This is a genomic window from Vibrio iocasae (assembly GCF_042245395.1).
Lineage (GTDB): Bacteria > Pseudomonadota > Gammaproteobacteria > Enterobacterales > Vibrionaceae > Vibrio > Vibrio iocasae.
In genome coordinates, this window is record NZ_CP145311.1 from 1,509,262 (window position 1) to 1,530,611 (window position 21,350).

Here is a 21,350-nt window from a genome sequence, read left to right on the forward strand (position 1 = left end):
TGATTTTGGGCTGAACTCTGACGGGTTCAGCCCTTTCTCTTTTTAACTGCTGAACTTTTCGCCTAAAAAAGACTTTTAGCAATTTTTACTAACACTGTTTTGGCATTAACTATATGATTAACAATATATGATACGTTAACGGGACAAAGACACAGGGAGTCTGTAGCAAGGTGTTAGACTATTTTCTGCGCAGGATGGTGCTGGTTATTCCTACCTTTATTGGCATCACTATTCTTATTTTTGCCATTACCCGCCTTGTCCCTGGCGGGCCTGTCGAACGCATTCTCGCTTCAATGCAATTTAATCCTGGTGACACCGCAGTTGTTACTTCCGATGTTGGTGCGGGCTCTGCACTGTCCGAAGATCAAATAGCGCAACTTAATGAGTTTTATGGCCTGGATAAGCCAGTCGTAGAAGCGTATTGGGAGTGGTTAACCAAGTTAGTTTCACTGGATTTTGGTGAGTCGACCCGTTACTACGAACCCGTCACCGATATGATTGCCGAGAGGCTCCCCATTTCATTGTTTTACGGTGGCATGACCTTCTTTATTGCTTACTTTATTTCCATTCCTCTGGGCTATTTTAAAGCCTTAAAGCACGGATCTGTTTTCGATTCTGCTTCATCTGTACTTATTTTTATTGGCTATGCATTGCCTGGCTATGTTGTTGGTGTGCTATTGATAACCTGGTTTGCCTACAATTTAGAGTGGTTTCCTATGGGGGGCTTTGTCAGTGATGATTTCGATGACTTTGAAACCCTATATGAGCAAGTTAAAGATATTCTCTGGCATGCAGTCTTACCTTTGATTTGTTATTTGATTGGCGATTTCGCCACGCTAACAATGACGATGAAAAACAACCTGATGGAAAACCTGTCTGCGGATTACATCCGTACTGCGATAGCGAAAGGTTTGCCGTTCAGGCAAGCTGTCAGAAAACACGCACTAAGGAACAGTTTGATCCCGATCGCCAGTCATTTTGGCAACTCTTTACTTTTCTTTATGACAGGTTCGTTTCTTATTGAGGTGATATTTGATATCGATGGAATTGGTTTACTTGGGTACGAATCGATTATTGAACGTGATTATCCGGTTGTGATGGGCATTGTCGCTATCAACGCAGCGATGCTCTTAGTTGGCAATATTTTGTCAGATATTTGCGTGGCACTTGTTGATCCACGAGTTAAGTTTGGGGAGTAGAAAATGATTAAACTTGATCCCCTTACCAGAAAGAAAATTCAACGTTTTAAACAGATTAAACGCGGTTATTGGTCGTTTATATTATTGTCGTTATTGCTCATTCTTTCTTTGTTTGCAGAGCTATTTATTAACAGCAAAGCACTGGTGGTGAAATATCAGGGTGAATACAGTTTTCCAGTATTTAGTGATGTTATTCCAGGTCAATATTATGGGCTGTCGTACCCAAGCGAAACGAATTACCGGGACCTAAAGCAGAAGTTCCAAGAAGAAGGTGATGGCAACTTCGTTATCCTTCCTATCATTCCATGGAATCCATACGAACAGGATTTTTCCGGAGATTACCCTCCAACACCACCTGATGCAGAGAGTAAGCATTATTTAGGTACGGATGTTATAGGTAGGGATATACTTGCTCGTTTAGTTTACGGTTTTAGAATTGCAATGGGGTTTGCACTAATAACCATGGGTATCTCCTATGCGATTGGTACAGCCGTAGGGTGTGCAATGGGATTTTGGGGCGGAAAGTTTGATCTTATTGTTCAGCGTCTGATTGAGATATGGTCAATGGTGCCATTTCTCTATGTCATTATGATTCTTGTGTCGATTATTCAGCCAACATTTACGCTATTTGTCGCGATAAACGTGTTGTTTAGTTGGATGGGGATGACCTGGTATATGCGGACGATGACCTACAAAGAGTCGGCCCGCGAATATGTATTAGCTGCGAAAGCACTGGGCGCCTCTACACCCCGGATCCTGTTTAAGCACATTCTGCCAAATACCATGGTGATGATTGTGACATTAGCGCCTTTCACTATAGCCGGAAACATAACTGCCTTAACCGCACTCGATTATCTGGGCCTTGGATTAATGCCTCCAACGCCAAGCTGGGGGGAGTTATTACAGCAAGGTAAGTCAAATTTGGATTCTCCCTGGATTGCAACCTCGGTCGTTGCTTCCATTGTGTCCGTTCTGGTTATGGTGACGTTTATTGGTGAAGCGGTGAGGGCTGCATTTGATCCGAAAAAATTCACTCGTTATAGCTAACTTTCGTTATAACTGAACTGTGTACTCTAAAATAATAAAGATAAGACCTGACAAGGAAGTATTTATGAAACTGAATCGAGTTGCCACCGGGCTATTACTTTGTGGTTTTTCCGCAGGATTAGTTGCTGCTCAGCTTCCAGATGGGCTGGTTTGGGAAACAAACTGGGACGACCCAGTATTTGCTTCTGACCAGGCTCAGTTTGGTGGCACATTCCGCACCTCTCTTTTGAGCTACCCACAAACTTTTCGTACTGTAGGCCCTGATGCTAATGGTGCATTCAGGCAATGGTTAGGGGATGTGAATCCTGCACTAGTTGGAAAGCACCCGAACACAGGAAACTGGATACCATCACTTGCCAATGAGTGGGCGTTTGGAGAAGACCACAGAACGGTATATTACCGATTAAACCCTGAAGCGAAGTGGACCGATGGAAAGCCCGTCACTGCAGATGATTTTGTTTTTGTTTTAACCTTGATGCGTTCAAAAGATATTGTTGCCCCTTGGTACAACACCTATTTCAGTACGGTTTTGGAAGACGTAAAGAAATATGATGACCACACGATTTCGGTCACTCTTGCGAAACCAAAAGATAAGACGGATCTGCTGTACGCAACCAACATGGGTCCAAGACCAAAACATTTTTACAAACCAGGTAAAGATGAAAATGGGGATGGTATCGACGACAACTTTGTTCGTAAGTACAACTTCAAGGCTGAACCCACAACCTGGGCTTATAAGCTGGATAAAACTAAAAAAGGTCGCTCTATTACCTTTAAGCATGTAGGTAAAGACTGGTGGGGCTATAGCAACAAATACTATAAAAATCGTTACAACGTCGAGAAAATCAGAATCTCGATAATCCGCGACAACGACATTGCCAAGAAGCATTTTGAAAAAGGCGAACTGGACGCTTTCGCACTGGTACTGCCTGACCTGTGGCATGAGAAATCAAATGGCAAACCCTATGCCAGTGGATATATTCACAAGTTTTGGGGCTACAACCAGTTACCTCAGGGAGCTGGGGGTATGTGGCTCAACACGGCAAAACCGAACCTAGATAATCTGGATGTTCGAAAAGGGCTAGGATACGCAACGGACTTCGATGGAATGATAAAAAATGTTCTTCGGGGGGACTATGTTCGAAAGCCAAATGGAATGGGTGTTGGTCAGGACAACTACACAAACACCGATATTACTGCGCCAGAGTTCAATCCTAAGCTCGCTGTAGAGTACTTCGAGAAAGCCGGATTTAATGTCATCGGTCCCGATGGTATTCGAATGAATGACAAAGGTGACAGGCTTAGCTTTGAAATTACCTATGCCGCTAAACACCACACCCCAAGGCTTTCATACGTAAAAGAGCAGGCAAAACAAGCCGGCCTGGAATACAACCTTAAACTTATTGATGGCTCTTCTGCGTTTAAATACGTACTAGAGAAGAAACACGATATCTCTTTCCACACGATGGGAAGTGGTGAAAAACCACAATATTGGGAGTACTTGCATTCTTCGAATGCCAACAAACCTCAAACCAATAACTTTACCAACTATTCGACACCAGAGCTGGATAAGTTGGTTATGGCATTCCGCCAGGAGTTCAGCACTGAAAAACGAGAAACACTCTCTCGTGAGATTCAAAAAGCAGTCGCGGATGCCGCCGTTATTGTTCCTGGCTACATGGTTCCGTATACAAGAGAGGCCTACTGGCGCTGGATGAAGTTCCCAGAACAGCCAATGACTAAGAAAACAGAGTCTCTGTTCAGCATTGGTACACCATCTGATTTAGGAACTTATTGGATTGATAACGAAGTTAAGAAAGAAACCAAAGCCGCTATGAAGAAAAAACAAATTTTTGAGCCTGTTACCACCGTCAATGATGCGTATAAGTTTTAGGAGCTTTGAGAGTGAGCAGCGCTGATGTGATATTGGAAGTTAAAGATCTTCATGCAGAGTTTTCTACCGACGAAGGCATCGTCAAGGTGCTTCATGGGGTTAGCTTTCCTCTAAAGCGTGGCAGAACCCTCGGGTTAGTGGGTGAGTCCGGGTGTGGAAAAAGTGTCACCTCTATGTCTATCCTGGGACTTTTGCCTCAGCCTTATGGGCGGGTGACCAGCGGACAGGTGTTATACGGTGGCAAAGATCTACTTCAGTTACCTGAATCAGAGAAATATAAGATTCGCGGCAACAATATATCGGTTATTTTTCAGGACCCAATGACAGCGCTTAATCCGGTTCACAGTATCGGAAAGCAGCTAACAGAGGTTCTCAGCCTGCATAGGCCAGATCTTAAAAAAGGGCAGAGAACCAGCTACGCGATCGAAATGCTGGCTAAAGTGAAGATCCCAGAGCCAGAAAAGCGTCTCAATGAGTACCCTCACAACCTCTCTGGCGGTATGAGACAACGCGTAATGATCGCTATGGCATTAGCGTGTAAGCCCGATATATTGATTTGTGATGAACCGACTACCGCTCTTGACGTGACGGTACAGGCATCGATTCTGGATTTGATGACGGAATTACAACAGGAAACCGGAATGTCGATGATTTTCATCACTCATGACCTTGGTGTTGTTGCGGAAATCTGTGATGACGTTGCTGTCATGTATGAAGGGAAAATTGTTGAGCATGCTGACGTGTTTGAGTTATTCGACACGCCTAAGCACCCATATACAAAGCGTCTCTTGTCAATGATGCCAAGTTTGGAAACGGAACCTAAGCAAATCATTGACTATGAAGTTTATCAGCCGGAGTAATAGAGTATTTCATGAGTGAAGTGATTCGAATTGAAAATCTAAAACAGTATTTTACATCTGGTGGCGGTGTGTTTAAGCGGGGATACACGGTCAAAGCAGTAGACGGTGTTTCTTTCCATGTGAATCGAGGCGAAACATTGGGCTTGGTAGGGGAGTCTGGATGCGGAAAAAGCACATTAGGACGAACGCTGCTTAAACTTTATGAACCGACTGAAGGACGTATCTTCTTTGAAGGAGAAGATATTACCGATCTCTCAACCAGAGAGATGAGACCGCTTCGCAGAGAGATGCAGATTATCTTTCAGGACCCTTTGGAGTCTTTAAATCAACGTCATACGATTGGAATGATAATCAGCGAACCGTTCGAGATACATGGCATCGGCACCAAGGCTGAACGTAAGGTTTGGGTTGAAGAGTTACTAGAAAAGGTTGGGCTGCCTGCAAGTTCGGTAAACCGTTATCCACATGAGTTTTCGGGTGGTCAGCGTCAGCGTATCGGTATCGCTCGCGCGATTGCTCTTAAACCCAAACTTTTGATTTGTGATGAATCGGTCTCTGCACTGGATGTTTCTGTACAGGCTCAGATCTTGAATTTGTTGTTGAAACTCCAACAGGAGATGGATTTGGCGATCATTTTTATCTCCCACGATTTATCTGTGGTTCGACATGTATCAGACCGGGTTGCTGTTATGTATTTTGGGAAGATCGTTGAATACGGTCCGGTAAAAGAGATTTACGACTCGCCTAAAGCGGATTACACAACAACCTTGTTAGCGGCTATTCCTGCAACGCATCCAAGAAATCGAAGAAGAAAGGTTGGAGTTTAAAAGGGTCAAACGTAAACACCTCCCTCAAGAAAAGGAGGTGTTGGTATTAAGAGCGCTTAGAATTTGAAACGAGTGGTGAACATGGCTTGGTTGCCATAAAAGTCTTCAAATTTGTATTCCAGGCCTAAAGAGAATAGCTCTGTGGAGTGGAAGCGAGCATAGACAGAACCGATGAAATCATCGTCATCTTTAATATCAACGTATCCAACTTTACCACCAACTTCTAGCTGTGGACCTAACCATTGACGAACACCAAGGTTAATTTCCATACCCAGATCGTTACTCAGGTTTTTGTCGTTATCGACAACACGAGCTAGCATTTCACCTGTTAGGTCTGCCCAGTTGTTGATTGGTGCGTGGAAGCCGAAACCACCTGCGAAGTTGTAGTCACCTTCGAACTCTGAGTCGATGCGAAGAATCGCGTGAGCATTTGGGTGAATGGATTTGCTGTATGCCGCACCAAAAGTTACAGGGCTGGCACCGATACGCGCTTCTGCATAGTCGTAATTGAAGTTACTCATAACCGAAGGGCTATTTGGGTCTGTAGCTGCAAAAGCAGAGCTAGATGCAAGTACAAGTCCTGCAACAAGAAGTGTTTTACGCATAATAAAAGTAAACCTATTTCCTAATTTTGATCCCTGATTATTTAATTACAACCAAGGCCACTGTAATTCCTTGCCATATAATAATAAATCAACGGCTTGAGTCACCAAAAAATTGTCACTTTTGTAGTGGCTGAGTTCTTTTTATGCAATCTGAGTGCCATTATTCGCCGAATTGGGTTCTCTTTTCAGCAATTGCGTTAAAGATTTTTTCTGTATCCAGAACTCTGGCCCAAGGCATCAGGTCATCTTCATTTTCTATTACGAATGCGGTTAGCTGTTCAGTAACGTGAGTGACCAACTCTTCACCACGCCAAGGCTTGGCAACATAGTAGTCAAGACTTGCGTTGTTGACGGCCTGAATAGTGTCTTCAAGATCTGCCTGACCAGTGAGCAGTAGTTTTCTGGCTGCTTTAGTGTCCTCTTGTTTATTGAGTTCAATTAAAAAACTGATCCCTGTTTCCTGAGGCATGATATGGTCACAAAGGATGAGCGCCAATTTTACGTCATCTTCTTCGTATTCTTCGATAACCTCTCTGGCTTCAGCAACGGATTCTGCTCCCTCAATAATAAAATCATCTTCAAAATCTGAAAGATCCTGAACAACACTGTCCAGTACTTCACGTTCGTCATCGACACAGAGTATCAGGTATTTATTCATGGCATTTCCTTATTACTGTTGAACCAGAGGATTGGCTTGCTGAAAGGGTAGCCAGACAATCATCTTGGTGTATTCACCCATTTCGGATTCGACTTCGATCCATCCACTATGATGGACAAGTATCTGCTGGCAGACCGAGAGGCCAATTCCTAGGCCAAAGTTACCTTCTTTTTTGGTGGTAAAATTGAGCTCAAATATTTTGTCTATCTTATCTTGAGGAATCCCGTGCCCGTTATCCTCAAACGTAATTTTTGCGTACAGCATATCTTCTTTCATGGCCTGAGAAGTGGTTATCTTTAAACAACCATTTTCAGGGAAAGCATCAATCGCGTTAGATACCAGGTTGGTCCATACTTGCTGTAATGCATTGGAAAGACACAGGATGTTAGGAAGCTGATTGTATTCTTTAATTACCTGATGTCGTTTCAACTTATTCTCGAATATCACCAACGTATCTTCGATACCTTCGTGAATATCGACGACGTGCATCACTTCGTCGTCTTGTCGAGCGTAACCCTTGAGGCTTTTAACCATATCCGCAATTCTTTTTGCACAAACCTGAATAGAGCGAAGCGTAGAGCCGGCAATATGGTATTTTTCCAGGCCAAGTACCGTCCCATGTAAATCGCCACTTTCTCTTCCCAGTTGCATTACCTCATCGAGATCATGATGTAGATTAAGCTGCACAATCTTCTTCGCCAGCTGCTTATCTCCGATATCGGAGACAATGCTCTTGGTTTGCTGACGAATTTCTGACGTTGACATAGGTCGGGATTCCATCGACTCCTTGAGAATATTAGCGCCTAGCTCCTGATGCGAGTCCGGGAGTGGAGAGTGTATGAGTTCGTCTATTTTGGTGGTGAGCGTCTCTGCTCCTCTTAAGATAGCTGCAACAGGGTTATTCAATTCATGAGCAACGCCAGCGACGAGCTGCCCCAACATTGCCATCTTTTCTCTTTCTATTAACTGCTGGTGCGCGGATTCCAGTGACTCATACGTCTTTTGCAACTGAATCTTAGTATTGATGCTTCTTTGCAGGCGACGGTTAAAGTGGCGCAAAAGCAGGTTAGTAAAGAGTGGTAACAGTTCACTGTTAGAACGCATTACCTGAGAGAAGACGTCTTTATCCAGCTTGATCACTTTGGTTGTAGTGAGCGTAATCGCGGTTGAGAAAGAGGCTTCTCCGGTGACAAATGACATACCACCGACAATATTGCCTTTGGAATGGCGCACCACCTCTTGCTGTACACCTAATTCATCAAGCTTATATAATGCGACTTCGCCTTCTACTATGAACCACAAAAATTCATTGGGCTCATCTTCAACGGTTAGTAAGTGATCAGGGGAATACGTCCGAAGGGCACGTGTTTCGTCGGTTTCGGCAAAAAATTCAAGCAGGTTGCCGATAAACTGATCGGCCAGATAAGCGTCGCTAAGCTCGTGATAATCGTGGATGAAGCCGCTACGGAAAGAGTTAAGTTTGTGCTCTATATGTGCACTTAGAATACGTGATTGATCCAGAACAGTGCTGTAGTGAAGCCAGTCAACATCAGGGATGTCGGTTATAAAGGTCGTTAACTCTTTAATGGCAGTATTTAGAACAGCACCCTCTTTGAGTGGGTGAGTCAAACAGTGGTCAAGGCGACCTTCGTTGACCGCTGCAAGTATGGTCTCTATGTCATTGCCATCACTTACCAGCACCTTACGCGCATTCTTAGTGTGTGGGGACTTTTCCAGATGAATAAGAAAGTCAGAACCATTGAACTCTTTCGTTGATGTCGCTATCGCCATTGCGACAGATTGTTTTTGCTCTTGCAGATACTCTATTGTCTGTTGCGCTTCCTCTGGAGAGTCGATGCAATAAATATCAAAGTGCGAAGCAAGTGGCGCCAGTTCTGTTCTGAGCAGATCAACAGATACTGGATCATTATCAAGATAGAGTAGAACAAATGGGTTCACAGAAGCCTCAACATACAGTTAATAAAGGTAAAAACTTACAGCATACTCTTGTTACTGTACCAACTTTCTGGTGAGCGGGATGAGAGGTGAGTAAAAGAATCAGACATATATATGGTTTTATCTTTCAGGTACATAGGCTAGACTTTATGGATTGTTGACACAACTCAACGACGATCTGATTAAGTGAGACCATGAGAGATTTAAAGAAAATAGGTGCCATTGGAGGTGCCATTGTATTAGTAGCATGTTGGCCGTTGGCTGTGGGACAAATTGGTCAGACCGTGATGAAAGATGGCATTGCAGAGCTGAGCAATCAGGACATCAGAGCAGAAGTCATTTCATACGAAAGAGGTTATTTGTCTTCTGTAGCAAAAACCCGATATGAAGTCGTCGATCCGGTATTAAAGCAACAGTTGATTGCCGACGGTTTACCGACCGATCTCGTTGTAAAGCACGATATTTCTCATGGGCTTTTAGGGATTGATACGATTTCAGTTCCAGCCAATGTGGACAACCTGCCGGTAACACTTAGCTCTCATACCCAGTTGAATGGCAACACTGATTTTAGCCTGGATATCGAGAATCTGAATTTTGAAGATTCTAATAATCTGGGTGGCTCTGTTTCACTATCTCGCTCTCGTATCACGGGCAACGCGACTGTATTAGGTGAACTTAAGTTTGCATTTAGCTTCCCTTCGATACAGGTGAGTTTTGAAACGGGCGACAAGCTATCTTTCACCGAGCTTACCGGCTCTGGTGAGGGTAAAAAGATCAGTGGATTTTGGCATGGTGAACAGCATGTAAACCTTGGTGAAGTATCGCTTGAGACTTCTCAGCAACAGCCAGTGTTGTCGGGTGAGGCGTTAGCTTATCACTTTGTTTCTTCGTTAAATGAAGCCGGCGATCGTATTCAAACCAATCATGTCATTCAGGCTGGGAAGTTTGTTAATAGTGATGGTGAGATAGAAAATCTTAATGTTGATTTCACATTAGGGCAGTTAGATATCACCTCGTTTGAAAGTCTGGTAGAGCTATATCAAAGCCACACGGTGCTGACTAACAGTGTGTTAAACCAGTCTGCGCCTCACATAGATAACCTTTTTGATAAAGGATTTGAACTTTCTATGAATCAAATGAAGCTTTCTTTGGGACAGGGTGTGTTTGATTCCAGTTGGAAGCTGGTGGTTCCTGAAGGTACGTCAGGGGTATCGCAGGATTTGAGTAAAGTTATTCCAGCGTTGCAGGGAAATCTCGATACCTTTATCTCAAACGGGCTTGTGACCGAGTATCCGTTCATTCAGGAAGGTATCGATGAGTTGGTTGTGATGGAAATGATAAAGCCGGTCGATGAAGGTTATAAAATTAATGCGACGGTAGAGGATGGAAACTTAGTTTTCGAAGGTGGACAAAAAATGCCCTTGATAACAATTTTGTTCCCAATGATCGCCCAGTAATCATTAGATTAATGAGTCTGGATGAAGTTAATTAAGCAAAGAGGTCATTAGACCTCTTTTTTGTGCTTTTTATACGGTGGAAAACGTGTTATTACTGGGGTTATGAACTTTGTTCTTACAACTAAACGTCGCTATATCCAGTTAATTACGGATGATTTAGTTGCTATTTATGTCTGACAAATATCGATTATCTATCGGGAGTATTCTTCATCATGGAAAAGATTTTTAACTTCAGTGCCGGTCCTGCCGCTTTACCTAAACCAGTTATGGAAAAAGCTCAATCTGAGTTTGTAGACTGGAACAACCTGGGCACATCCGTGATGGAAATCAGTCACCGAAGCAAAGAGTTTATTGCAGTAGCCGATGCAGCAGAGCAAGATTTACGTGATCTGCTCAATATACCTGATAACTACAAAGTACTGTTCTGTCAGGGCGGAGCGCGTGCACAGTTTTCTGCCGTCCCTATGAACTTGCTCGGTGACGCGGAAACCGCTACTTATATCGATGGTGGTTACTGGGCAGAAAGCGCAATTAATGAAGCTAAAAAATACTGCCAACCTGATGTGTTTGTTGCTAAAACAGAAATCGATGGCAAAGCAGCAATCAAGCCAGCAAGCGAATGGACCATTTCTGATAGCGCTGCTTATGTACATTTTTGTCCTAACGAAACCATTGATGGTATCGAGATCAATGACCTGCCTGTCACAGATAAGCCGATCGTAGCGGACATGTCTTCGACGATTCTTTCTCGAGAAATTGATGTGTCTAAGTATGGTGTTATCTACGCTGGTGCTCAAAAAAATATCGGTCCTGCGGGTATTTGCATCGCTATTGTTCGTGATGATCTGCTGGATTTAGCGAAGGAGTTTTTGCCTAGTATTCTTAACTATAAAGTACTGGCTGAAAAAGACTCGATGTACAACACGCCTCCTACGTTCGCCTGGTACCTATCTGGCCTGGTATTCAAGTGGTTAAAAGAGTTGGGTGGTGTTAAAGCGATTGAAAAGATTAACCGTGAGAAAGCGGCGCTGCTTTACGATTATGTTGACGCTTCACCTTTCTATAAAAACAACGTACATCCGAATAACCGTTCTTTGATGAATGTACCTTTTCAGCTAGCGAAACCTGAACTGGACGCTAAGTTCCTTGAACTGGCAGACAAAGCGGGTCTTAAAGCGTTGAAAGGGCACAGAGCAGTGGGTGGTATGCGTGCTTCAATCTACAACGCGATGCCATTAGAAGGTGTCGCTGCTCTGGTAGAATTTATGAAGCAGTTTGAAGCTGAAAACGCTTAATACTAGCTCAAAAGTTTGCCATGCCAAGGCATGGCAAGCTAACTAATCAAGAGAAAGAAGCGGGGGCCTATTTTCTCATTTGTTTTTTATTTTTCATTTAAGTATCGAATGATGTTTGAACTGTCTATCAAACCTCGATACTCACCATCATCCGAGATAACTACCCATGGGAATGGATTTGAGTTCCGGATTTTCTCGTGAATTTCCCCATCATTAATTGTTTCGTGCACTTGCGTTATCATCGTGCTCATCATTCCGTTTACCGAGCGGCTAAGAGAACGATAGTCTTGCATGGTTTCACGATCTGTACCAAGTGAAGGTGTTGCGTGTAAGTTAAAGCACTCTCTGGTTACAATACCGACACATGTTTTTTCGACTATTACAGGCAAGGCGTTTACTGAGCAACTGTCAAACAAGGCTTTCACGTCGTTTAAAGTACTATGTGGAGACAACATAGGTGGACATTCGACAAGCTCTATTGGTTCATCAGTAAGATCTTGTAGCTCATTAAGCTTATTTCTAATCTCTATGTTGGTGGGGAGGTTCTCGACCTGTGTTGGTTTTTCGAAATAGAATCCCTGCATAAAGTCAACTTTAAGATCGTGCAGAATAGTGAGCTCCTGAATGGTTTCTACCCCTTCAGCCACAACTTTGACGCCTAACGTATGTGCAAGGTGTGTGATCATTTTAACGATGTAATAGTTATGAGATCCAAAGCTTATTTCTTTGACAAAATCTCGGTCAACTTTGAGCAAATCGAAAGCGCCATCCTTTAGGTATGAGAAAGACGAGTAGCCCGTACCAAAGTCATCTATCGCGATTTTGACGCCTTTATTTCTTAGCTTGAACAGAATGTCGCTGTCTTTGTGTTTGCTATCAAAGTAAGCCGATTCGGTGAGCTCTACTGTGATGTAAGGAAGATGTTCAGCATGTTGTCTCAACAAAGAAAAGACATCACTGAACACTTCTTTCTTAGATTTTTGAGAGTTCAAAGAAACGTTTATCGTTAGCTCGACCGCTTTCCCGTACTTCTGTATCAGAAGTGGACGGTAGCTAATAGCTTTATCTGCAATGGCAAGATCAAGCTGGGTAATTAGCCCCAAATCTTCAGCTATACGGACGATTTCCTGCGTATTTAATATCTCTCCATCATTGTCCCGGAACCGACATAAAGCTTCGAGCTTCTTAACCTTCCACTCTCTGGCACATATGATTGGCTGAAAATAGACCTCCATTTTCTTGCTGGCTATTGATTCACGAACAACTTCTTCCAGAGATTCTCTGTGTTTAATTTTGTTATGTAAGGTACGATTGAAAAAGCAGATATTACTATTGTTAGATGTGTGCTTTTCGTACATGGCTTGTAGTGAATGAGAGACTAAACGCTGAGCGTTATTTGCATCTAACCCTAAAACAGACACACCGATTGTGCATTCAGATATTTTTCTATACACGTCCGCGTCTACTCGTGCCTTAACCTTGTTAAATCTTTCTTTGATTGCCTCAAAAATTGATAAGGAGTGCGGTTTTGTCTCAGTTCTCTCGTATGTAATTTCCATGGTAAAAACGGTTTTTTTAAGAAAGCCAGCGCAGAAGTTATCTTCGTGATACGCAAGGGCACTCGCTAACTGTTTCTTCTGGTCAAACTCGGATTCATCGTTAAAACTTGGTACAAACGAGAGTACTAGCATTCCTTGACTTTCTTTACGTGTATTGAGCGATTCTTTAACTTTAAGATAAAAATCATCTTCACCCGGTAGTTGTGTAAGAAGTTCGATCCCACCGTGTTCCATGCCAGCAACTCGATATAGCTTGTCAGAAAGATCAAGTGTTGTTCCAAGAAAGTAGACTAGGCCCTGTTTAGAGGTGATTTTTTGAATGAGTAACTCTTGTGGAGCAATAGCGCCAGATTTTCTCTTACTTAAAATCAAACCACTCCAGTAGCCTTGTCGGTTAACCTTTTGCCACATTTCCCGAAAGTAATTATCGCCATGCTTCTGTGCATTAAAAATGGAGGTTTTTTTACCGACGAGTTCACTCATCTGGTAACCGGATGAAGCTTCAAAGCATGAGTTACATGCCACGATTCTCGTGTCTTCATCTGTAATGATCATACCGTGGTGATTATTCTCGAAAATCTGGTTGAAAAAATCTCCAAGATCTTCGGGAGCGGGAGAAGCAAAGAGAGGGATAAGAGCACCAGCCACGAAACTTTCTGTGATTTTTCGTGCAGATACGAGGCACATGGTTGTGTTGCCTTTATATCCTGTGACGCTTACTTTTATTGGATCTGGATTGGAGCCAGATGCAGTATTCTTAAGCAACAATAGGATTTTCGGTTTGTACTCGACAGAAAAGATGTCGACAAACGATTCTAATGAATCTATCTGATTTGTAACCTGAAGCTTTTCATGTAAAAACTCGCTATCAATGGTAAATTCGTTTGAGGTCGTATACCAGTTGAACGCGGTTTCTCGTTTTTCCGTAAGTTCGGAATACATGTCATTCTGAACCAATTTCATTGTAGCAACCATAATTCGTCCCTCTTGTTAGTCAGAATTACAGCCAACGCGTGTTAATGTTTTTATTAATTTGTAGCAAAAATGTTAACCTTAATCCTTTTGGGTGATATTGATCTAGAGCAAAAGTTTAGTTGTTGGGTAGTTTAAAGTTTTGTTGTTGAGACATAAGTCTGCGTGATATTAGAGTATAACTCTGTTTACTTGTCCTTTTATCAATAAACGTGAGGCTATTGTCAGGTTACCCGAAGTTCAAAACAGGTTTGCCCATTTATTCGGCTTAACTCCATGGTTCACTCTGGAATGTACATCTACAGCAGATGTTAAAACTGGCTTTCATTCTATTTATACAGGAATACCCTAAATGGGTTTTCGTGTACAAAAATCGTACAAAGATCAACGTTCTATAGTTGCATAATTTTTATACTAACTCCTTGATTCGAAGTTATTTTGTAATAGGCCACCGAGCCAGGGAGTAATATGAAACCTCAAATCACACCAGCTAATCCGAACTTTTCTTCAGGCCCTTGTGCCAAACGCCCAGGATACGATGTTAGCAAGTTAGACTTATCGACATTGGGGCGCTCTCATCGAAGCAGCATCGGTAAATCCGCATTAAAGGAAGCAATAGAGAAAACAAAAGAAGTGCTGAACATACCAGACGATTACCGTGTCGGAATTGTACCAGCCTCTGATACTGGTGCGATGGAAATGGTGTTGTGGTCAATGCTCGGAGCGCGACCAGTGGATGTGTTCACCTGGGAGTCATTCGGAGAGGGTTGGCTAGGTGACATTACTAAACAGTTAAAGTTGGACAATGTGAACCACTATGGTGCTGATTATGGTTTTCTGCCTGATCTTACTCAGGCGAACCCGAACAACGATACTGTGTTTACCTGGAATGGAACCACTTCAGGTGTGTGTGTTCCGGATGGAGAATGGATAGCAAGCGGCCGTGAAGGGCTTACGATTTGTGATGCAACGTCTGCGGTATTCGCTATGCCTATGCCGTGGGAGAAGCTGGATGTAACCACTTATAGCTGGCAGAAGGTTTTGGGTGGAGAAGGTGGGCACGGTGTTATTGTGCTGAGCCCAAGAGCGGTTGAACGTCTGGAAAACTACACACCGCCTTGGCCGATGCCTAAGATTTTCAGACTGACTAAAGGCAATAAGTTAATTGAAGGAATTTTTAGCGGTGCGACTATCAATACGCCATCAATGCTTTGCGTTGCTGACTATTTGGATGCTTTGGGTTGGGTAGAGTCGATCGGCGGGCTTGATGGGTGTGTTAGCAAATCAAGAAACAATCTATCGGTAGTTGAACAGTTTGTTGAGGAGAATGACTGGATTAACTTCCTCGCAGAAACGCAGGCGATCCGTTCTAATACTAGCGTTTGTTTATCTTTAGATGCCACGCCTGAGCAAGTGAAAGAGTTGGTTAAGTTGCTGGACAGTGAGGCGGTTGCTTATGACATCGGAGCCTATCGTGATGCACCTGCAGGATTGAGGATTTGGTGCGGTGCGACAGTAGAAGCGAGTGATTTAGAAGCGCTAATGCCATGGTTAAGTTGGGGCTATCAGCAAATATGTAAGTAGTTGCCACCACGATGCAGTGAGATCTCAAATTCAGGAGCACCACCGATGAAGAAGATAAGAACGTACAACAGTATAAGTACCCATGGGCTAGACCGTTTTCCGCGTGACAACTATGAAGTCGCCAGCGAAGTGAGTGAGCCAGATGCCATAATGCTGCGTAGCCAAAACTTACACCAGACGGAATTTCCGGATCAGGTTAAGGCGATAGCTCGCTGTGGAGCGGGCGTGAACAATATTCCCGTCAGTGACTGTACGCATAAAGGAATCGTTGTATTTAACACACCGGGAGCAAATGCCAACGCAGTTAAAGAGCTGGTGCTGACTGGCATGCTTTTGTCGTCCAGAAAGATATTGGATGGTGTAGGATTTGCCAAACAACTTGCAAGCGAAAAAGATAACCCGGAGTTCTCAAAACTTGTCGAAAAAGAGAAGAAAAGATTTGTCGGATCTGAACTGGCAGGGAAAACGCTTGGTGTGGTTGGCTTGGGTGCGATTGGTGCAAGTGTTGCGCACTCAGCCCTTGCATTGGGAATGAAGGTGATCGGCTATGATCCAGTATTGAGTGTTGACGCCGCATGGCAACTTTCATCCCAGATAAAACGCGCCGAGAACATTCAATGGCTGCTTGCTCGCTGTGACTTTGTTAGTTTGCATGTTCCTGCGAATGAGCATACGAAAGACCTGCTGAACAGTGAAAACCTCTCTTACCTGAAAGAAGACGCTGTTTTACTCGATTTCGCACGGGGCAGTGTCGTCAACCAGTCGGCTTTATTGGATTCATTAGAAAGTGGGCGAATAGCGCAGTATGTCTGCGATTTTCCGTCTCCTGATTTGTTAGAGCATCCAAAGATTGTCTTGTTGCCGCATCTTGGTGCCAGCACCAAAGAGGCGGAGCAGAACTGTGCTCTGATGGCTGCAGATCAGTTGATGGACTTTCTTGAAAATGGCAACATTCGCAATTCTGTGAACTTTCCAAGCATCAGTTTAGAAAGAACACAAGGCCATCGGATCGCATTTGCCAATGATAACGTGCCTAAAGTCTTGAGTCAGGTTCTTTCGGTTCTCTCTGATTTAGAGATTAATGTTATCGACATGCTTAACCGAAGCCGTGATGATATCGCGTATACGATAATGGATATCGAAACCGAGCCAACCAGTGAGGTTCTGGCTCAAATTGCGGAGGTTGAACATGTCTTCAATGTGAGGGCTTTTTAACTCTCCCTAACAACTAAATGAAGTAATAAGGTCTATCAATATGTCCAAAGCAGAACAAGAGACGAAACAATGGCTGGAAGATGTGGTGATAGGCCTTAATTTGTGCCCATTTGCTCATAAACCGAATAAGAACAACCAGATAAAAATAGCTGTGACTCCGGCAACAACAGAAGAAGAACTGTTAGAGTTTATATTACTTGAGCTTAGAGAGCTGGATCGAACAGAGCCTGAAGTTCTGGAAACGACCCTGGTTGTTATGACCGATATGCTACAAGATTTCATGGATTATAACTTTTTCTTGGACTGGGTGGACGCACTGCTCAAGCAAGAGGAATATGAAGGGATCTATCAGATTGCGAGTTTTCACCCGGACTACTGCTTTGGGGGGGCTGAACCTGATGATGCGGAAAACTTAACAAATCGCTCTCCTTACCCAACCATTCATTTAATCAGAGAAGAATCAATGGAGAGGGTTTTGAAGCATTATCCAAACCCTGAGTCTATCCCAGACAACAATATCTCAAGAGTTGAAGCATTGACGGATAGAGAGAAAGCGAAACTGTTTCCATATCTGTTGTAGTTCTTTTTTCACAAGTAGCTTGTTGTCGTGAGCTAATAATGAAATAAGCTTGTTAGCCTATTACTGAAACTTTCCCGCATAAAAAGTGCAATAAATATGTCATGACCCTTAACTAACATCATATCTGATCTTCCTAATTGAGCTGCTACAGATATTGTCATGTCTACTGATAATCCCCCCCGTTTTTCGTTCTCTTTGATGCACGTACTGGTGGCCATTTTTATTGCGATCATTCTTTCTGTAATTGGTCTTGCAATCGTTAGTAAAAGAGGGGTTGATAGCATTGGCGATGAGTTCAAAGCCCTGTCTGAAAGTGCACTCCCGATTGCTATGGACAATGCAAAGTTAACTCAGAATGCACTGCAACAGATCAAAGTTCTCAACCAGGGATTGCAATCCAAATCGATTGAAGCGCTAGAGCACACAGAGTCTGTCATACAGGTCCTGACCGATGAATCGTCAGTCATAATAAAAGAGTTGTTCCGTGTTGCTAACGACTTTGATAAGGCGATTCCTGTTGAAGAACAAGAACGCTTAAATCAAAGTATTTCTCAGTTGGAAGCATATTCTCAGCAGGTTATTCAGACTCAGTACAAATCGATAGAACTCAATAATCAGATGGATGAGATGGTGCCGGGTTTTCGTTATGGATTGAGCTCTATCGGACCAGAAATGAGCCGTATTGCCTCTTTTCTTGTTCAAGACAACCCTGAAGCATCAGATGCTGCTAACCGATTTATCAACCAATCCAGCGAGCTGGAAAGTACATTTCTCCTTCTTTTGATGCAGAATGATCTGGATAAGGCAAAAGTGCTTTATCGTGAAATGAAAAACCGCAAAGCGGGGATAGAGCTTGCCTTTGGTGATTTTTCTGAGTGGCACCCAGACGTGAACGAGTTTGCCAGCCTAACCGCACCTTATGAAATGGTTAAAGAAGGTTTTAAGGAAGCTGGAGTATTAAAGTTGATCCTTTCTCGACTAGAACTTATTCAGGAACAGGAAGCTTTATTGCAACAGGCAACCGATGCAGCGAATCTAACAATATCAACGTTAAATGCCATCTCTGAAAAAGCGGAAACACTGATATCAAAGAGTCGGGCTACTGTTTATAAGTCAGTAGACGCCATTATTGTGACGGTAATAGCAAGTTGCCTTTTTTTAGCCGTTTTTGTTCTTATCTCTGGTTTTGTTTTGCGTCGCTGGATAAATCAAGGGTTAAAAAGTATCACAGGGCAGCTGAGTTGCCTGACAGAGCATGACTTTTCTGGTCAGGTTGATGTGGCAGGTCCGGAAGAGTTACAAGTTATTGGAAACAAGTTGAACAAGGTGATTGGTGCGACCAGCCTGTCATTAAAAACCGTAACGGAAAACTGCGAGACGTTATATGCAACGGCAGGGAACAGTCATACTGCAGCTGAGCAAACCGACAAACTGCTTCTTGAGCAGAATGACTCTTTGTCTGAAATGGTAACCGCTATCGAGCAGCTTCAGTCGTCTATCAATGAAATATCGGTAGTTAGCTCAGAGTCTTACTCAGAATCCCAATCCGCAACAGAGTTCGCAGCAAAGGGAACTCAGGTCCTGAAACAAAACACACTTCATCTAGAGTCGTTGGATCGCACACTGACTGTGAACGAAGATGTAATGAATGAGCTAAGCCAGAAGGTGTCGAGTATTAGTGAAATGGTCGATGTCATCAGCGGTATCGCGGACAGTACCAACTTGCTAGCCCTTAATGCGGCTATTGAAGCGGCTCGTGCCGGAGAGCAAGGACGTGGATTTGCTGTTGTTGCTGACGAGGTTCGTAAACTCGCAAGCGGAACCAGTGACCAGACGGATAAGATTCGTGAAATGATGGTAGAGCTGGTCAATGCTGCTCAGAACTCAAAAGCCTCCGTAGAAGAAAGCCGTCATGAAATGGGCAGTGCGATGAGTTCAAATCAGCAGGTGATGACATCATTTAAGGACATAGAGCAAGCAGTGAACAATATCCGTCTTAGGGTTGAACAGGTATCTGTAGCGACGGAAGAGCAGGAGAGGGCGACTGCGAACGTACAAGAGAGCATTGCTCATATTAACCGCCAAGGTTCACAAACCAAGCAACAGCTTGATGCGATGCTCAATAGCTCAGAAAATGTGGCAGATATTGCGGGTGAACAACAGGCAATGATGCACAACTATAAGTTCTGATTGGTGCAGTATATTCAGGACTCAATGAATTTTGTTTTTTGCTTGCTTGAAAAAGCCAGAGACAAACGTATTGTCTCTGGTATCGATAAGAAAAAGTTAAACCTCGTATCAAATTAGTAGTTGCTCATGTGAACAGGCGCATGGTCATTATCTGTCTGAAAATAAACGTCAACTTTTTTTCCGTCGATTTTGTAGTAAGTGTTTGTAACCGTTCCCATCATTTCACCTCGGCCTTTCCAGAGTGGCTTGCTTTGAAGCAGTCCGCGTACTTCCTCTTCAGAGGTATCTATACTTGCGTTCTTCATGAAATGATTCACTGCTTCCTGACGAGCAAGGGAGTGTGCGGCAAACGCCTCATCAACGAAGTCTGCAGGCTCACCGTAGATAGAGTGGTTTGCATGCGCCTTGTATTCGCCCTCACTATAGTTAACTTTGCCACCGTATGTGTTTTCAATGTTCATCGCTGGTTTGTTTGCAGAGGCGACTGTATATGTGAAAAATGCTGTGTACTCAAGGTACTTATCGAACACGGACTTGATGCCTTCATAGCTATCTTCGTTATACACATCCCAGCTCAGGTAAAATGAAGGTGTTGCTGTATCGCTTAAGATTTCACCTCCGTCTTTTTCACGCAACGTTCCCTGATCTGCCATGGTGTTCATAGTCATAACCTGAGCACCTTTCGTTACGCCACCGTAAGGAATTAGGCCTGCCCAAGTCTGAATTAGACGAGTCTTGCCGTCAGTGTCTGTGTGCTTAAGCATCAGCAAACCTTCGTAGTTAACACCCATGTAATCGAAGTTGGAAGCCGCCCACGCTTTGCTACCTGAGGCTGCTACTGCCATTGAAGTACATTTTGCAGGTGCAGAAGCATCGTGTGCTGGTTTTTCTGCCTGAAGGAAACCCATGCCACCATTGCGCTGAGACTCAAGAATAGCTTCATCAGACATAGCGACCGCAAGGAGCAGGTTAGGGTTCATGTTTAGTTCGTCAGCCAACCCACGGATGTAAGATGCTGATTCAGGGCTTGCTTTCTGTAGCTTTGCGAATACTTCCTGATTGTCGAAAGATTTAGATAACGACTCTGCACTTAGACCTGGAAGCATTACTCCTAGTGTATCGCTGAAACGCTTGATTGCATCTTCAACCTGATCACCAGCAACTTCGCCTACATGCTTACCAAGTTCATAAGTTGAACCGGTGAATTGAACTTCACCGATCTGGTCTGTGTGCTGGATCAGTTCTGCGTTAGCAGCAAACGCGCTGCTTAGTAATACTGCAATAGAAAGTGCTTTAAGTTTCATTCTTTGTTCCTCAATTATGTTTTGTCGTCGGGCAGAACATAAGTTATCAAGTGAATTCTTTAAGTTCTGCGAGAGAATATAAGTCACGTTTGAGTATGAACATAATTGCTGAGCGTGCGTTTTATGCATGCTTGATAGGTGATGAACG

General features: G+C 43.4%; 16 protein-coding genes. 11 read left to right on the plus strand and 5 right to left on the minus strand.

Annotated elements, in window-relative coordinates:
• Nucleotides 1-170: 170 nt before the first annotated feature.
• The 5 genes from SNR28_RS16715 (at nucleotide 171) to SNR28_RS16735 (ending at nucleotide 5,827) form a co-directional block, all read left to right on the plus strand.
• Nucleotides 171-1,199 carry an ABC transporter permease subunit gene (locus SNR28_RS16715; RefSeq protein ID WP_375753801.1) on the plus strand — a complete coding sequence of 343 codons (1,029 nt, stop codon included), beginning with the start codon at nucleotides 171-173 and terminating at the stop codon, nucleotides 1,197-1,199.
• Between the two features lie 3 nt (nucleotides 1,200-1,202).
• Nucleotides 1,203-2,246 (plus strand): ABC transporter permease, encoded by a 1,044-nt coding sequence (locus SNR28_RS16720; protein WP_375753802.1) that lies wholly within the window; start codon nucleotides 1,203-1,205, stop codon nucleotides 2,244-2,246.
• 64 nt (nucleotides 2,247-2,310) lie between these two features.
• Nucleotides 2,311-4,140: an extracellular solute-binding protein gene (locus SNR28_RS16725; protein WP_375753803.1), complete on the plus strand. Its 1,830-nt coding sequence runs from the start codon at nucleotides 2,311-2,313 to the stop codon at nucleotides 4,138-4,140.
• 11 nt (nucleotides 4,141-4,151) lie between these two features.
• A complete protein-coding gene (locus SNR28_RS16730; protein WP_375753804.1) occupies nucleotides 4,152-5,000 on the plus strand; it encodes an ABC transporter ATP-binding protein in 849 nt (282 codons plus the stop codon).
• 11 nt (nucleotides 5,001-5,011) lie between these two features.
• Nucleotides 5,012-5,827 carry an ABC transporter ATP-binding protein gene (locus tag SNR28_RS16735; RefSeq protein WP_375753805.1) on the plus strand — a complete coding sequence of 272 codons (816 nt, stop codon included), beginning with the start codon at nucleotides 5,012-5,014 and terminating at the stop codon, nucleotides 5,825-5,827.
• A 56-nt stretch (nucleotides 5,828-5,883) separates the two neighbouring features.
• Here SNR28_RS16735 and SNR28_RS16740 read toward each other — a convergent pair whose 3' ends face one another.
• From SNR28_RS16740 to SNR28_RS16750, 3 genes are all read right to left on the minus strand, one after another.
• Nucleotides 5,884-6,432 (minus strand): hypothetical protein, encoded by a 549-nt coding sequence (locus SNR28_RS16740; RefSeq protein ID WP_375753806.1) that lies wholly within the window; start codon nucleotides 6,430-6,432, stop codon nucleotides 5,884-5,886.
• Nucleotides 6,433-6,592: 160 nt separating this feature from the next.
• On the minus strand, nucleotides 6,593-7,090 hold the full coding sequence (locus SNR28_RS16745; protein ID WP_375753807.1) for a response regulator: 498 nt from the start codon (nucleotides 7,088-7,090) through the stop codon (nucleotides 6,593-6,595).
• A 12-nt stretch (nucleotides 7,091-7,102) separates the two neighbouring features.
• Nucleotides 7,103-9,049 (minus strand): ATP-binding protein, encoded by a 1,947-nt coding sequence (locus SNR28_RS16750; protein WP_375753808.1) that lies wholly within the window; start codon nucleotides 9,047-9,049, stop codon nucleotides 7,103-7,105.
• Nucleotides 9,050-9,240: 191 nt separating this feature from the next.
• Here SNR28_RS16750 and SNR28_RS16755 point away from each other — a divergent pair, with 191 nt between their 5' ends.
• A complete protein-coding gene (locus tag SNR28_RS16755; RefSeq protein ID WP_375753809.1) occupies nucleotides 9,241-10,503 on the plus strand; it encodes a DUF945 family protein in 1,263 nt (420 codons plus the stop codon).
• A 212-nt stretch (nucleotides 10,504-10,715) separates the two neighbouring features.
• On the plus strand, nucleotides 10,716-11,798 hold the full coding sequence (gene serC, locus SNR28_RS16760; protein ID WP_375753810.1) for a 3-phosphoserine/phosphohydroxythreonine transaminase: 1,083 nt from the start codon (nucleotides 10,716-10,718) through the stop codon (nucleotides 11,796-11,798).
• Between the two features lie 86 nt (nucleotides 11,799-11,884).
• On the opposite strand, the gene SNR28_RS16765 is transcribed toward serC, so the two are convergent.
• The gene (locus SNR28_RS16765; RefSeq protein WP_375753811.1) at nucleotides 11,885-14,332 is read right to left on the minus strand and encodes an EAL domain-containing protein; all 2,448 of its coding nucleotides are present in this window, start codon (nucleotides 14,330-14,332) and stop codon (nucleotides 11,885-11,887) included.
• A gap of 465 nt (nucleotides 14,333-14,797) precedes the next feature.
• Here SNR28_RS16765 and SNR28_RS16770 point away from each other — a divergent pair, with 465 nt between their 5' ends.
• The 4 genes from SNR28_RS16770 (at nucleotide 14,798) to SNR28_RS16785 (ending at nucleotide 19,898) form a co-directional block, all read left to right on the plus strand.
• On the plus strand, nucleotides 14,798-15,913 hold the full coding sequence (locus SNR28_RS16770) for a phosphoserine transaminase (protein WP_375753812.1): 1,116 nt from the start codon (nucleotides 14,798-14,800) through the stop codon (nucleotides 15,911-15,913).
• A gap of 45 nt (nucleotides 15,914-15,958) precedes the next feature.
• A complete protein-coding gene (locus SNR28_RS16775; RefSeq protein ID WP_375753813.1) occupies nucleotides 15,959-17,128 on the plus strand; it encodes a phosphoglycerate dehydrogenase in 1,170 nt (389 codons plus the stop codon).
• Between the two features lie 40 nt (nucleotides 17,129-17,168).
• Entirely contained in the window at nucleotides 17,169-17,708 is a 540-nt protein-coding gene (locus SNR28_RS16780; protein WP_375753814.1) for a DUF1415 domain-containing protein, read from the plus strand.
• A 159-nt stretch (nucleotides 17,709-17,867) separates the two neighbouring features.
• Complete coding sequence (locus SNR28_RS16785; protein WP_375753815.1) at nucleotides 17,868-19,898, plus strand: methyl-accepting chemotaxis protein; 2,031 nt, start codon at nucleotides 17,868-17,870, stop codon at nucleotides 19,896-19,898.
• A gap of 113 nt (nucleotides 19,899-20,011) precedes the next feature.
• Here the strand turns inward: SNR28_RS16785 and SNR28_RS16790 are convergent, their stop codons facing one another.
• Nucleotides 20,012-21,202, minus strand: coding sequence for a C45 family autoproteolytic acyltransferase/hydolase (locus tag SNR28_RS16790; RefSeq protein ID WP_375753816.1), 1,191 nt, complete (start codon nucleotides 21,200-21,202; stop codon nucleotides 20,012-20,014).
• Nucleotides 21,203-21,350: the final 148 nt, after the last annotated feature.